The 12513-nt window shown below is 66.4% G+C and carries 14 protein-coding genes; 6 read left to right on the top strand and 8 right to left on the bottom strand.

The annotated features are described in order from the left end of the window. Positions 1–31: 31 nt before the first annotated feature. Complete coding sequence (locus MUN23_RS20040) at positions 32–913, bottom strand: neutral zinc metallopeptidase (RefSeq protein WP_248760663.1); 882 nt, start codon at positions 911–913, stop codon at positions 32–34. Positions 914–974: 61 nt separating this feature from the next. Between MUN23_RS20040 and MUN23_RS20035 the strand changes: the two genes are divergently transcribed. Continuing rightward, positions 975–2381, top strand: a complete 1407-nt coding sequence (locus MUN23_RS20035) for a class I adenylate-forming enzyme family protein (RefSeq protein ID WP_248760662.1) — start codon at positions 975–977, stop codon at positions 2379–2381. Continuing rightward, complete coding sequence (locus MUN23_RS20030) at positions 2350–3600, top strand: thiolase family protein (RefSeq protein WP_248760661.1); 1251 nt, start codon at positions 2350–2352, stop codon at positions 3598–3600. The genes MUN23_RS20035 and MUN23_RS20030 overlap by 32 nt, the downstream gene beginning before the upstream one ends. A 25-nt stretch (positions 3601–3625) precedes the next feature. On the opposite strand, the gene MUN23_RS20025 is transcribed toward MUN23_RS20030, so the two are convergent. From MUN23_RS20025 to MUN23_RS20015, 3 genes are read right to left on the bottom strand one after another with little or no spacing between them, the layout of a single operon-like run. After that, positions 3626–4249 (bottom strand): energy-coupling factor transporter transmembrane protein EcfT, encoded by a 624-nt coding sequence (locus tag MUN23_RS20025; protein WP_248760657.1) that lies wholly within the window; start codon positions 4247–4249, stop codon positions 3626–3628. Beyond that, a complete protein-coding gene (locus MUN23_RS20020; protein ID WP_248760655.1) occupies positions 4246–4962 on the bottom strand; it encodes an energy-coupling factor ABC transporter ATP-binding protein in 717 nt (238 codons plus the stop codon). Before MUN23_RS20020 ends, MUN23_RS20025 begins: the two co-directional genes overlap by 4 nt. Positions 4963–4969: 7 nt before the next feature. Then, a complete protein-coding gene (locus MUN23_RS20015) occupies positions 4970–5599 on the bottom strand; it encodes a biotin transporter BioY (RefSeq protein ID WP_248760652.1) in 630 nt (209 codons plus the stop codon). A gap of 281 nt (positions 5600–5880) precedes the next feature. Here MUN23_RS20015 and MUN23_RS20010 point away from each other — a divergent pair, with 281 nt between their 5' ends. Continuing rightward, on the top strand, positions 5881–7479 hold the full coding sequence (locus MUN23_RS20010; protein ID WP_056339851.1) for an ABC-F family ATP-binding cassette domain-containing protein: 1599 nt from the start codon (positions 5881–5883) through the stop codon (positions 7477–7479). A gap of 149 nt (positions 7480–7628) precedes the next feature. Here the strand turns inward: MUN23_RS20010 and MUN23_RS20005 are convergent, their stop codons facing one another. Genes MUN23_RS20005 through MUN23_RS19990 form a run of 4 tightly spaced genes read right to left on the bottom strand, consistent with a single transcriptional unit; the run spans position 7629 to position 9712 of the window. Further along, a complete protein-coding gene (locus tag MUN23_RS20005; protein WP_248760650.1) occupies positions 7629–8108 on the bottom strand; it encodes a YbaK/EbsC family protein in 480 nt (159 codons plus the stop codon). Between the two features lie 3 nt (positions 8109–8111). Further along, complete coding sequence (locus MUN23_RS20000) at positions 8112–9005, bottom strand: SURF1 family protein (protein ID WP_248760649.1); 894 nt, start codon at positions 9003–9005, stop codon at positions 8112–8114. After that, the gene (locus tag MUN23_RS19995) at positions 9006–9281 is read right to left on the bottom strand and encodes a hypothetical protein (protein WP_248760648.1); all 276 of its coding nucleotides are present in this window, start codon (positions 9279–9281) and stop codon (positions 9006–9008) included. Next, positions 9278–9712: a DUF3099 domain-containing protein gene (locus MUN23_RS19990; protein WP_248760639.1), complete on the bottom strand. Its 435-nt coding sequence runs from the start codon at positions 9710–9712 to the stop codon at positions 9278–9280. Before MUN23_RS19990 ends, MUN23_RS19995 begins: the two co-directional genes overlap by 4 nt. A gap of 143 nt (positions 9713–9855) precedes the next feature. Here MUN23_RS19990 and fabG point away from each other — a divergent pair, with 143 nt between their 5' ends. From fabG to MUN23_RS19975, 3 genes are all read left to right on the top strand, one after another. Next, positions 9856–10581, top strand: coding sequence for a 3-oxoacyl-ACP reductase FabG (fabG, locus tag MUN23_RS19985; protein ID WP_248760638.1), 726 nt, complete (start codon positions 9856–9858; stop codon positions 10579–10581). Positions 10582–10695: 114 nt separating this feature from the next. Further along, entirely contained in the window at positions 10696–11448 is a 753-nt protein-coding gene (locus MUN23_RS19980; RefSeq protein ID WP_248760637.1) for an SDR family oxidoreductase, read from the top strand. Between the two features lie 188 nt (positions 11449–11636). Continuing rightward, positions 11637–12482, top strand: coding sequence for a VOC family protein (locus MUN23_RS19975; protein ID WP_248760636.1), 846 nt, complete (start codon positions 11637–11639; stop codon positions 12480–12482). Positions 12483–12513 lie beyond the last annotated feature (31 nt).

Genomic DNA, 12513 nt, shown 5'->3' with positions numbered 1-12513 from the left:
AGCCGGCCGTCGTCGTCCCCACCGGCCCAATTTAAAGGGATGGCGCCGAGAATGTGTCGCACTGGTTGATGTCGCCGGTCTGGTAGCCGGTGTAGAACCATTTCTGCCGCTGTTCGCTGGATCCGTGCGTCCAGGCCTCGGGCGAGACCTGTCCGGTGGCGGCTTCCTGGATCCGGTCATCGCCCACCGCTGACGCTGCCGACAGGGCATCGTTCAGGTCCTGCTGGGTGATCGGTTCCAGGAACGGCTGGCCGTCGGGTCCGGGCTGGGTTGAGGCGTGCTTTACCCAGAGGCCGGCATAGCAGTCGGCCTGGAGTTCCACGCGGACGGCGCCCGACTCGGGCCCCTGCGGGTCCTGCTGCGCCCGGTCGATGTACCCCAGCACGTTCTGGATGTGGTGGCCGAATTCGTGCGCCACCACGTACTCCTGCGCCAGGGGACCTCCCGAGGATCCGAAGCGGTCCACGAGATCCTGGAAGAACCCGGGATCGAAGTAGGCGGTGCTGTCAGCCGGGCAGTAGAAGGGGCCCACCGCGCTGGAAGCCGTCCCGCACGCGCTGTTGACGGCCTGCTCGAAGATCACCGTCTCCGGCTGCGGGTACTGCACGTTGTATTGCTGGAGATACGCCGGCCAGAACGCGTTCAGGCTGTTCACCGTGCCGGTGATCCGGCAGTCCAGCCGCGCGTCGGCGTCGGCCCCTGTGGTGCAGGCCGGCGCCGTGCCCTGGTTCTGATCAGCCGTGCCCGCCCCACCGGTCAGGCCTTCGAGCAAGGCGGGGTTGACGCCGAGGAGAACGGCTATCAGCAGGACGATTCCGCCACCGATGCCGCCGCCGACTTTGGCCCCACGGCCCATGCCACGCCGGTCCTGGACCTGGGAAGGGTCCAGCTGCACGTTGTCATTGAAGCTCATGAAGTCACAATAGCCCTTAGCGGAACCACCGAAGCGGAGTCCGGCCGGTAAAGTTGGGACGATGCCTTTTCTCGATAGAATCCAGCGCTGGGCCGAAGAACGCCCCCATGACACCGCCGTCGTGGTGGCGGGCCGGCGCCTGCGCTGGGCTGAGCTCCGGGACGCCGCCGCAGCCGCCCTTCCGGAGACAGCTGCCGTCACCGTGCTTGCGGAGGCCAACTCCGTCAACTTCGCCGCAAGGTTCGCCGCAGCCGTTGCCGGCCGGCGGCAATGCGCTGTCCTGGACCCGACCTGGCCTGAGTCCCTGCACCAGGAGATCGTTCAACGGCTGGCAGAGTCGGCCAAGCCCGGCACGGTTTCCGCAGCGGATGCCTTGGCGGACGGGCCGCCGGACTCGACGTTCCTGATCGGACTCACCTCCGGCACCACGTCAGTGCCCAAGGCGTTTACCCGGTCCAGGCAGTCTTGGCGGCAGTCCTTTGACGCGTCCGTTTCGTTCTTCGGCCTCGCCCAGGACGACGTCACGCTCGCGCCCGGGCCCCTGTCCGCCAGCCTAAACCTCTACGCCCTGGCTGAGTGCCTCTACGCCGGCTCTGAATTCCAGACGCTGGAGAGTTTCGACGTCGGTGATGTCCACGCCGCCATCACGCACGACGGCGTGACCCGGCTCATCCTCGTGCCCACCATGCTGCGGCTGCTCAGTGAGCGCGGCCTGACCGGCGGCGTGGATGCCTCCGGCATCCGTACCATCATCTGCGCCGGCTCGAAGCTGGACGCACGCACCCTCGAAGCGGCACGGCGCTGGGCGCCGAACGCCACCATCTTCGAGTACTACGGCGCGTCCGAACTGAGCTTTGTCTCCGGTGTGGGGCTGGCGGCGGGGGAGCTCCTGGACGCCGGGGGAACAGGCATCGGACACCCGTTCCCGGGCGTGGACGTCAGAATCCTGGACGATGAAGGTTCCGAACTGCAGGACGGCGAAGCCGGCAATATCTGTGTCCGCAGCGGCATGATCAGCAACGGCTACCTGTGGGGTGACGACGGCCAGGCGCTGCGCTCCTTCAACGGCTGGTTCACGGTGGGGGACCAGGGCTACCTCGCCGACGGCGAACTGCACATCCTGGGCCGGCGGGCCGACATGATCCTGACCTCGGGAAAGAACGTCTATCCACACGAAGTGGAACTCGCCCTGGCGGCCGTGCCGGGCGTGGCTGCTGCGGTGGCCGCCGGAATACCCGATGATCTCCGCGGCCAGCGGGTGGTCGCCGGCGTCGTTCCGTCCCACGGCGGAGTCACGGCCACGCAGCTGAAGGCCGGACTCGAAAACATCCTGCCGCGGGACAAGCGGCCCCACCAGTACTTCGCGCTCTCCGAACTTCCCATCACGGACCGTGGCAAGGTCAGCCGGAACATCCTGCTCGACTGGATCGGCTCCCATGACCCCAGGGCGCGACACCTTGACCGCTGACCTGCAGCCCCATGGCATGCCGCCCGGCGACGTGCTGCCGCCGGACCGGCAGCCCGTGATCATCGCGGCGCGCCGGACCGCGGTCCGGCGCGCCAACGGTGCGCTGAAGGAACTGCGTGCGCACCAGCTTCTCGCACCGGTCCTGGTCAACCTGCTGGCAGACACCCACCTGTCGGCCGAAGAAGTCACGGATGTGGTGATCGGCAACGCCGTGGGCGGCGGCGGCAACGTGGCCCGCCTGGCCCTGCTTGAGGCGGGCCTTCCGGTCGGTGTGCCGGGACTGACCGTTGACCGCCAGTGCGGGTCAGGCCTGGATGCCATCGTTCTGGCCGCCCGGCTGGTTGCCGCCGGCGGTAACCCCGTCTATCTCGCCGGGGGAGTCGAGAGCATCAGCACGGCTCCGCTGCGGGCCAACCGGAACGACGACGGCGAGCCTGACTTTTTTGCCCGGGCCCAGTTTGTGCCGCACAGCTTCGGCGACCCGGACATGGGGGTCGCGGCCGAGAACGTAGCGGCCCGGTTCACGGTCAGCCGGGAGCGGCAGGATGCCTCGGCGCTGCGCAGCCACCAGCGGGCGCTGGCCGCGGCTAAAGCAGGCTTCTTTGCCGGCGAGATCACCACCTTGGAGACGTCCGCTGGACCCATCAGTGCCGACGACGGCCCCCGCCCCGGCCTGTCCGCCGCGGTTCTCAAGCGGTTCCCGCCCGCCTTTGTGCCAGGGGGAACTGTCACCGCCGGGAACTCATGCTTCGACGCGGACGCCGCGTCCGCCGTCGTCGTTACTTCATTGCAGCGGGCACGGGAACTGGGAGCCACAGACGGGCTCCTGGTGCTGGCCACGGACACCGCCGGTGTGGACCCCGGGCTGCTGGGGATCGGCGCAGCGGTTGCCGCGGAGCGGCTCCTGCAGGCGAGGGGGCTGTCGGCTGCCAGCGTGGACCTGGTGGAATTCAACGAAGCCTTCGCGTCCCAGACCCTGGCCTGCCTGGACCAGCTGGGCATTGATCCGGACCGGGTCAACCTCGACGGCGGGGCGCTGGCATTGGGCCACGCCTACGGGGCGTCCGGTGCGGTGCTGGTGACCCGGCTTCTCGCGCAGGCCCGGCGTGCCGGCAATCCTGGATCGTTGGCGCTGGCGCTCATCAGTATTGCCGGCGGCATGGGCACGGCCGCGCTGCTGCGTTATGAGTTGCTGGCCGGCGACCACAAGGCTCACTAAGCAGCAAAAAATAGCCAGCAGCCCGTCAGTCCTCCGCGTCGCCCAGCCCGCGGGCAGCCAGCGCTTCGCCGGTCTGGCGGGCGAAGGCCACGGTGGTGATAAAAACGGGCAGCACCAGGGCACGCGGGTTGCGCTCAAGCCCGCGGGCCCGGGCGGAATCGCTGACGTCTGCAAAAGCGCCGGCGATATACGGGATGCTGCGGAGCATGATGGCAATGGTCAGCGCAAAACGTTCAGGGTCCGCGCCAAAGCGGCGGAACGGCGTGGCCAGTGACACCACGCCGTCCAGGATCCGCTGCATGGGAGTGGTGGCCGTCAGCAGGGACGCCGCCACCACGCAGACCATGATGTTCAGGACAATCCGGGCGGCTGTGGGTCCGCCCAGCTGCCACCACTGGAACAGGCCGATGACCACCAGCACCACGGCAACAGGACGGACAGCACTTACGAGCCGCCGGGCTCCGGCGCCGGCCAGGAGAAACAGCACGCCGAGGGCGGCCAGCACAGCGGCGGAGACCAGCCAGTCGACCACCAGGAAGGACACCAGGCCGCAGCCCACCACCAGCAGGAATTTCAGTGCCAGCGGCGTCCGGTGGATGACTGAATTCCCCGGGACGTAGTTGGCCAGCAGGAAGCCGTGCCCTCTCACGGCGCGGCCAGCCCGTTGGCGACCAGCGCCCGGTACGCGTCGACTGCCGCCGCCGCGCCGCCGTCGAACATCACGCGCCCTGCCTCCACCACCAGCACGCGGTCCATTTCCAGGGCAAGGTCGAGGTCGTGCGTGGACATCACGATCTGCTGGTCGAGGCCGGACAGGGTGCGGCGCAGGAGTTCACGGTTCCGGAGGTCCAGGAGCGTGGACGGTTCATCCAGCACCAGGACAGCGGGGTTCACGGCCAGCACAGCGGCGAGGGCCATCAGCTGGCGTTCACCGCCGGAGAGTTCGTAGATGCTTTGGTCCGCGAGCGGCAGCAGGCCGAGGCGCTCCAGGGCCGCTTCGGCCAGCCGGCGCCGCTCCGCCCTGTTGCGGACCGGGCGGCGCAGCGAAAGCTCCACGTCCTCGCGCCCTGTGGGCATCACCAGCTGCGACAAGGGATCCGTGAAGACGAACCCCACTTGCCTGCGGACCGCCCGCACCGCACGGACGGTGTCGGCGCCGTCCACCGACACTGCGCCGGAACTTGGCTGCACGAGGCCGTTGATCATTCGCAGCAGCGTGGACTTGCCGGACCCGTTGGCCCCGATCACGCCGATGCGCTGCTCGGTCAGCTCAAGCGTGACGTCCTGGAGCAGGGACTTGGGTTCCGGGCGGTTGTCAACGGCGACGGCCACGGATGCCTGCCGGAATGAAATGGTTGCCATGGCGGGACTAGTTGTTGATCCGCTTCACCCGGCGGACCAGGACGTCGGGAAATGCCCGGTGCAGAGCCACGGCGATCACCGCGGCGAGGATGTTCTTAATCACGTCGCCGGGGTAGAAGATCAGGTCTGCGAGGAAGGCTTCACCCAGTGACGCTTTGGTGTTCAGGGCGATTCCGGCCACTCCGAGCGTGTGCACGACGGCGATGCTGGTGATCATCGCCGACGCGAAGAACCACAGCGTCCGGGCACGTGTTGTCCGCCGGATCACTACTGTGGCGAGCCAGCCTACAACGGCTGCAGCGATGGGGAAAGCAATGATGTAGCCGGCCGACGGTCCGGCCAGGATGCCCAGGCCGCTGCGGCCCTGGCTGAAGATCGGCAGGCCGGCCAGGCCCAGGAGGGTGTACAGGCCGACGGCGGCGAAACCCCGGCCCGGGCCCAGCATCAGTCCGGTGAGCATCACCGCTAGGGTCTGGAAAGTGATGGGGATGCCGAACACGTTCGCCGCGATGCCGGGCACCATGGCGGAGCCGGCAACGAGCGCCGCGAAGACGGCGATCAGGCCCAGGTCGGTAGCGTTCCAGCGGTTCCGGAAGCGGGAAGCGGTGCCGGTGCCGGCGGCGTCAGTCTGGCTCATGGGTGTTCCTGTCGTGGTTGTACAAGCGAAGCATGGGGGTGATCCTGACGTTACCGGCCGCCGTCGGACGCCGTTTTGTAGGGGACCTACTAAGCGGGAAGCCCGGGACTGACGGCAGGGCACAAACGGTGAGTCAACGCACGACGGCGGTGCTGCGGTTATGGGGTCAAGCTGGGGCCGGTAGACTTGGAAAGGCCGTTCTGTCGGCCATTCTGCTTGCTGCTTCCAGACATCACCCGTTGAGCTGCGGCGTTTCCCTGTTGTGAAAGGCCTTACCTGCTGTGATTACTGTCCAGGATCTTGAACTGCGCGCCGGCGCCCGGCTCCTCATGGACCAGGTGAGCTTCCGCATCGACAAGGGCGACAAGATCGGCCTCGTCGGCCGTAACGGCGCAGGCAAGACGACCCTGACCCGGGTGCTCGCGGGCGAAGGCCAGCCTGCCGGCGGCAAGGTTACACGCAGCGGCGAGATCGGCTACCTGCCGCAGGATCCCCGGACCCCGGACATGGAACAGCTGGCCCGCGACCGCATCCTCTCCGCCCGCGGCCTGGACATCGCCGTCAACAAGCTCAAGCAGACGCATGAGGACATGGCCAGCGAGGACACCGAGATCCAGCGCAAGGCGATGAACCGCTATGACCGGCTGGAATCCGAGTTCCTGGCCGCCGGCGGATACGCGGCCGAGGCCGAGGCCGCCGCGATCTGCTCCAACCTGGCCCTCCCGGACCGGCTGCTGAACCAGCCGCTCAAGACCCTGTCCGGCGGCCAGCGCCGTCGTGTGGAACTCGCCCGGATCCTGTACTCGGACGCCGAAACGATGCTCCTCGATGAGCCCACCAACCACCTCGACGCGGATTCCATCACCTGGCTCCGCGAGTTCCTGAAGAACCACCAGGGTGGCCTGATCGTGATCAGCCACGACACCGAGCTGCTCGAAGCCACCGTCAACAAGGTGTTCCTGCTGGATCCGAACCGCGCCAAGGTCGACTTCTACAACATGAACTGGAAGCGCTACCTGCTCCAGCGCGAAACGGATGAGCGCGCCCGCAAGCGAGAGCGCGCCAACGCGGAGAAGAAGGCCCAGGTCCTCATCGACCAGGCCAACAAAATGCGTGCCAAGGCCACCAAGGCCGTCGCAGCGCAGAACATGGCCAAGCGTGCCGAACGTCTCCTGGGCGGCCTCGAAGCCGTCCGCGCGACCGACCGCGTGGCAGCCCTGCGCTTCCCGGATCCGTCACCCTGCGGCAAGACCCCGCTAACCGCGGACGGACTCAGCAAGTCCTACGGCTCGCTGGAGATCTTCACCGACGTGGACCTGGCCATCGACCGCGGCTCCAAGGTGGTCATCCTGGGCCTCAACGGCGCCGGCAAGACCACGCTCCTGCGGATGCTTGCCGGCGTCGACAAGCCGGACACCGGCGAGGTCGTGGCGGGCCACGGCCTGAAGGTGGGCTACTACGCCCAGGAGCACGAGACGCTCGACGTGGACCGCACCGTCCTGCAGAACATGCGCTCCTCCGCCCCGGACATGAACGACGCGGAGGTCCGCAACATCCTGGGCTCGTTCCTGTTCTCCGGAGACGACGTCGACAAGCCCGCCGGTGTGCTCTCCGGAGGCGAGAAGACCCGGCTGGCCCTGGCCACCATCGTGGCCTCAAGCGCGAACGTGCTGCTCCTTGACGAGCCCACCAACAACCTCGACCCGGCCAGCCGCGCCGAAATCCTCGGGGCCCTGAGTAACTACACCGGCGCCGTCGTCCTCGTGAGCCACGATGAAGGTGCCGTCGAAGCGCTGAACCCCGAGCGCGTCGTGCTGCTGCCTGACGGCATCGAGGACCACTGGAACGAAGACTACCTGGACCTGATTACGCTGGCTTAGCCCCTGCTGCCGTTCGGTGCCCCGCGGCACCTTCGCTGCGCGACGTCGGTGATTTCCCGCGTGCTGGCTCGTTCCTCGCCTCTGACGCACGCTACATAAATCACCCACGCCGCTCCGCCCGTGGGCTTGCCACCTTGGGCGAGCTAGAGCTAGCGGACCGTTAGTTCTTCGGCGGCTGTGATCCGCAGCAGGTCTTCGTACGTGATGCTGAACATTGAGTTGTGGTCTCCTGCTCCGGCCCAGAGGAGTTTGTGGGCTTTGAGGGAGTTGTCCAGGAGTGTCCTGATCTTTTCGGGGTGGCCTATCGGGGCTACTCCGCCTACTTCCTGGCCTGTGTGGTGCAGGACGAACGTGGCGGTCGCCCGGCGGATCTTTCCTGTTCCCAGCTGCGCCGCCACGAGCGCCGTGTCTACCTTGGCGGCACCGCTGGCCAGGATCAGGAGCGGGGCGCCGTCGACGTCGAAGATCAGGCTGTTCGTAATGGCCGCAACGTCGCAGCCGAGAGCCTCAGCCGCGGCAGCCGCCGTCGGTACCTTGGTGTCAAAGATCCGCACTGTGTCCTGCGCACCGGCAGACGTCAGGGCGCTCTTCACATTCGCCACGGGGGCGGCCACTTCCACACTGTGCATGCGTCAGTAGCCCTGGGCGTCGAGGAGGGCATCTTCCTCTTCCTCGGCGGTCGCCTTCTTACGCTTGCGGGCAACAGGCGGACGACGGCGGGCTGCCGCAGCCGCTGAGTGCACCGGGCTGCCTGAATCGCGCGACCCATCCTCATCCTCAAGCTCGTCCGCGGCGTCAATCGCGGCATTCCTGGCCTGCTGCCGTGCGGCGTACCCGAAGCCCACGAACATCAGTACCCCAAACGCGAACCACTGCAACGAATAGGACAGGTGCGTGCCTTCTTCGGTGGCCGGCTTCGGGAACGGGAACGGCATGTCAGCGGGGGCGGGAGATTCAGACGCCAACTGCCCGTAGGCGCCGGTGAGTACGGGATAGCCCAGTTGGTCCGCGTAAGTGGGGAGATCGATGGATGCAAGCTGGCCGTCGGGGGCGCCGCGGTCTAACTGCGGCTCGCCGTGCTTGAGGCGGACGACGGCGGTCACGGGTCCGGCGGGAGGCGCCGGGATGGAATCGGGACTGCCCGGGTTCTTGTTGCCGATGGGCAGCCAGCCGCGGTCAATCACCACGGTTTCGCCGGTCTCCAGCGTGAACGGGACAACCACCTCATACCCGGGCTGCCCGTTCAGTGGACGGTTGCGGACAATGCGCTGACCGTCGGGATCGTAGGTGCCCTGGAGTTGCACCTGGGTCCATTCCTTCGACGGGTCCAGCGCGGCAAACTCGTCCTTTGCCTCGTCGAAGGAGATCGGTGTGGCGGAATAGTTGGTGACCACGCGGTTGATCTCCGCGAGGGTCTCTGCGCGGCGGTCCATCTGCCAACGGCCAAGGAAGACGCAGGCAGCGGCAAAGATGGCGGCAAGCAGGAGGTATCCCAGCCACTTGCTGGAAAAGAGGAAGCGGTACATTCAGCCGTCCTGCCCTACCGGCGCCCGGCCGGTGTCCTGCCCCGAATCCAGGACCAGGGTTTTCTTCCAGAGCCCGCGGGTCTGGAGGTAATCTTCCAGCCAGTCACGGTGGTCATCGCAGGCAAGCCAGGTCTTGCGGCGTTCCGGCGTATGGATTTTGGGGTTGTTCCAGAGCAATTGCCAGGAAGCTTCCGAGCGGCAGGCCTTGCGGGAGCACATGGCCGCCATAGCCGGCGGCGGACCAGCAGTCCCTGCAGCCAGGTCAAAAATGTTCATGAGGCGCGCCGTTCCTGTCCTTGCGTGGGTTCGTCGTCGTCATCAATGAGCTCGCCCTGGATGACCGCGGACGTGGAGTCGTCCTGTTCCGGCGGCCAATACGGGCTTTCCAGCTCCGCAAGCGGGGCCGAGTCGAGCAGCGAGTCGCTGTGGACCTCCGCCTGGTCGCTGCCATTCGCGATCACCACCGCGATCCACGGGAGGAAGACAGCACCGGCCACCATCACGAGCTTGAACCAGCCGTCCACCACAAAGATCAGGATGAGGCAGACCATGCGGATTCCCATGGCCACCGCGTACTTGATCATGCGCTGGCGCATGTCCTCCGAGTGGGCGGCCGCCGCGTCCGTAATGCTGTGGACCCCGGAATCCCCAGCAAACCTTTCGGGGTCTCCGGGCACGTACTGTCCGGCATGGTTTTCAAGGGTCACGGCTGATTGATCACGCTCCAAAGGCTTGCCTCAATTCTCTCACCATCGGCAGTGGCGCCCAAACGCGGGCTAAGATCGGAGGCAGCAAAATCACACCCCGTCCTACCCGCGGCTGCACATGCCGCAGAATCCCGGAGCGTTTAATGTCTGAAGCAGCTACAGCGGCCCGCAGTGTCCTGATCACCGGTGGAAACCGCGGCATCGGCCTGGCCATCGCGCAGGCTTTTGTAGCCAATGGCGACAAGGTGGCCGTGACTTACCGGAGCCCGTCGGAGCTGCCGGCCGGGATTCTGGGCGTGAAGGCCGATGTGACTGACGAGGCCTCTGTGGATGCTGCCTTCACCGAGGTGGAAGCTGCCCACGGTCCCGTTGAAGTCCTGGTGGCAAACGCGGGAATCACCAAGGACACACTCCTGATGCGCATGAGTGAAGATGACTTCACGTCCGTGATCGACACCAACCTCACCGGCGCTTTCCGTGTCATCAAACGCGCCTCGAAGGGCATGATCCGGATGCGCAAGGGCCGCGTGGTCCTCATTTCCTCGGTTTCCGGCCTTTATGGCGCGCCGGGACAGATCAACTACTCGGCCTCCAAGGCCGGTCTGGTGGGCATTGCCCGGTCCCTGACCCGAGAACTCGGTTCACGCGGGATCACAGCAAACGTTGTGGCTCCCGGATTCATCAACACGGACATGACGGCAGAACTGCCCGAAGCCACGCAGAAGGGCTACCTTTCCAGCATTCCTGCCGGACGGTTTGCAGAGGCAACGGAAGTGGCGAACGTGGTCCGTTGGATCTCCAGCGACGAGGCGGCCTACATTTCAGGCGCCGTCATTCCCGTTGACGGCGGCCTTGGCATGGGCCACTGAAACTAGCGTGACCGGGCTTGTTTGTGGGCATCATACAAGCGATTGTGGCGCGAGCGCTGGCATGATGGACTTCAGACCTCAAGCGATTTAGACGTTTCAAACAAAGGAGCCCATATGGGACTGCTGGACAACAAAACCGCCATTGTGACCGGATCCTCACGGGGAATCGGCGCAGAAGTGGCCAAGAACCTCGCTGCCGAGGGCGCCGCCGTCGTAGTTAATTACCGTCAGAAGGCGCCGCGCGCCAACAAGGTGGTGGCAGGAATTGAAGCTGCCGGCGGCCGCGCCACCGCAGTGGGTGCGGACCTGACCACGCAGGAAGGCGTGCAGGCCCTGGCCAGCGCTGCCATGGAGAACTTCGGTTCGCTGGACGTCCTGGTGCTCAACGCTTCCGGCGGCATGGAGTCCGGCATGGCAGACGACTACGCCCTGAAGCTGAACCGCGATGCCCAGGTCAACATGCTCAACGCCGCCGTGCCCCTGATGAAGGAAGGCTCCCGTGTGGTCTTCGTGACCAGCCACCAGGCCCACTTCATCAACTCCGTGCCCACCATGCCCGAATACGAGCCTGTGGCCCGCAGCAAGCGTGCCGGCGAGGACGCCCTGCGTGAGCTCCTCCCGAACCTGGCTGAGAAGGGCATCTCGCTGGTGGTTGTGTCCGGTGACATGATCGAAGGCACTGTCACGGCCACGCTGCTGGACCGCTCTAACCCGGGCGCCATCGAAGCCCGCCGCGCCGAGGCCGGAAAGCTTTACTCCGTGGAGGAGTTCGCTGAAGTTGTGGCCAGCATGGCTACGGCCGACGTCGAATCCGGCCACACGGAATACGCCGGCGGCTCCGACTACTTCGGCAAGAGCGCCGAGTAGCCGTCCCGAACATCCCGCAAGGGCCGTATTTGCCCGCGCCAAAACCCCCATCACCACGACGAGCTCCGGGCAGTACTCCTGCCCGGAGCTTTTGTCTGTCGCGAAGCCCAGCCAGTCTGTCTGTCTGTCTGTCTGGGGCATTGTCGAGGGCGTTGTCTATGGGGGCAACGCCGCCTAGGGTTTGATTCATGGCACAGCAACCAGAGGTGACAGGCCGTAGCTATCCGGCAGGTGTTCCGTGTTGGGTGGACACCGAGCAGCCCGACGTGGAGGCCGCCATGCACTTCTACGGCGGAATCTTCGGGTGGGAATTCGAGGACACCGCCCCGTCCGGCGGCACCGGCAGGTGCGTCATAGCCACCCTTGACGGCCAGGATGCCGGCGCCATCACGGGCCCCGGAACCGGTGCCGCCACGTGGAACACCTACGTCTCCGTCGACGAAGCAGATGCTGCCGCGCGCCACCTGCTCTCCGTCGGCGCAAAACTGAAATCGGCCCCCGCCGATGCGGGCTCAGGAGGCGTGCAGGCCGTGCTGGCGGATCCCGAAGGCGCCGAGTTCCGCATCTGGCAGGCCCGCGGGCGGCTCGGTGCCCAGGCCGTCAACCTTCCCGGCGGATGGAACTTCAGTGACCTCCACACCACAGACACCGACGCAGCAGTCGCCTTTTACACGAAGGCCTTCGGCTGGCAGTTCGACAACCTCGACTTCGGAATCATGGTCCGCCGCCCCGGATACGGTGATCACCTTGAGGCCACCGTGGACCCCAACATCCGCGTCCGCCAGTCGGGCGACCTCGTGCCCCGCGGCTTCGAGGACGCTGTTGCCTGGCTTGCCTCCGCGGCGCCGGGTGAGCGTCCGCAGTGGCACGTGACGTTTACTGTCGCGGACCGGGACCGTACGGCCGAGGATGCGGAGCGCCTCGGCGCCGTCATCCTGGGGCAGGACGATACCGAGTGGACACGCACCGTCCTGATCCGGGATCCCGGCGGAGCCGTATTCACCGCGAGCCAGTACACGCCGCCGACGGGCTGAGCGGACCATGTTGGTGGACCCGGCCGGCGGG

It is taken from the genome of Pseudarthrobacter sp. SSS035 (genome assembly GCF_023273875.1).
Taxonomy (GTDB): domain Bacteria; phylum Actinomycetota; class Actinomycetes; order Actinomycetales; family Micrococcaceae; genus Arthrobacter.
This window is presented reverse-complemented; position numbering and strand designations above follow the sequence as displayed.

Coding starts and splice junctions, on each gene's coding strand:
- MUN23_RS20040 (WP_248760663.1), bottom strand. CDS start 913: ATGAGCTTCAATGACAACGTGCAGCTGGACCCTTCCCAGGTCCAGGAC.
- MUN23_RS20035 (WP_248760662.1), top strand. CDS start 975: ATGCCTTTTCTCGATAGAATCCAGCGCTGGGCCGAAGAACGCCCCCAT.
- MUN23_RS20030 (WP_248760661.1), top strand. CDS start 2,350: ATGACCCCAGGGCGCGACACCTTGACCGCTGACCTGCAGCCCCATGGC.
- MUN23_RS20020 (WP_248760655.1), bottom strand. CDS start 4,962: ATGGCAACCATTTCATTCCGGCAGGCATCCGTGGCCGTCGCCGTTGAC.
- MUN23_RS20015 (WP_248760652.1), bottom strand. CDS start 5,599: ATGAGCCAGACTGACGCCGCCGGCACCGGCACCGCTTCCCGCTTCCGG.
- MUN23_RS20005 (WP_248760650.1), bottom strand. CDS start 8,108: ATGCACAGTGTGGAAGTGGCCGCCCCCGTGGCGAATGTGAAGAGCGCC.
- MUN23_RS20000 (WP_248760649.1), bottom strand. CDS start 9,005: ATGTACCGCTTCCTCTTTTCCAGCAAGTGGCTGGGATACCTCCTGCTT.
- MUN23_RS19995 (WP_248760648.1), bottom strand. CDS start 9,281: ATGAACATTTTTGACCTGGCTGCAGGGACTGCTGGTCCGCCGCCGGCT.
- fabG (WP_248760638.1), top strand. CDS start 9,856: ATGTCTGAAGCAGCTACAGCGGCCCGCAGTGTCCTGATCACCGGTGGA.
- MUN23_RS19980 (WP_248760637.1), top strand. CDS start 10,696: ATGGGACTGCTGGACAACAAAACCGCCATTGTGACCGGATCCTCACGG.
- MUN23_RS19975 (WP_248760636.1), top strand. CDS start 11,637: ATGGCACAGCAACCAGAGGTGACAGGCCGTAGCTATCCGGCAGGTGTT.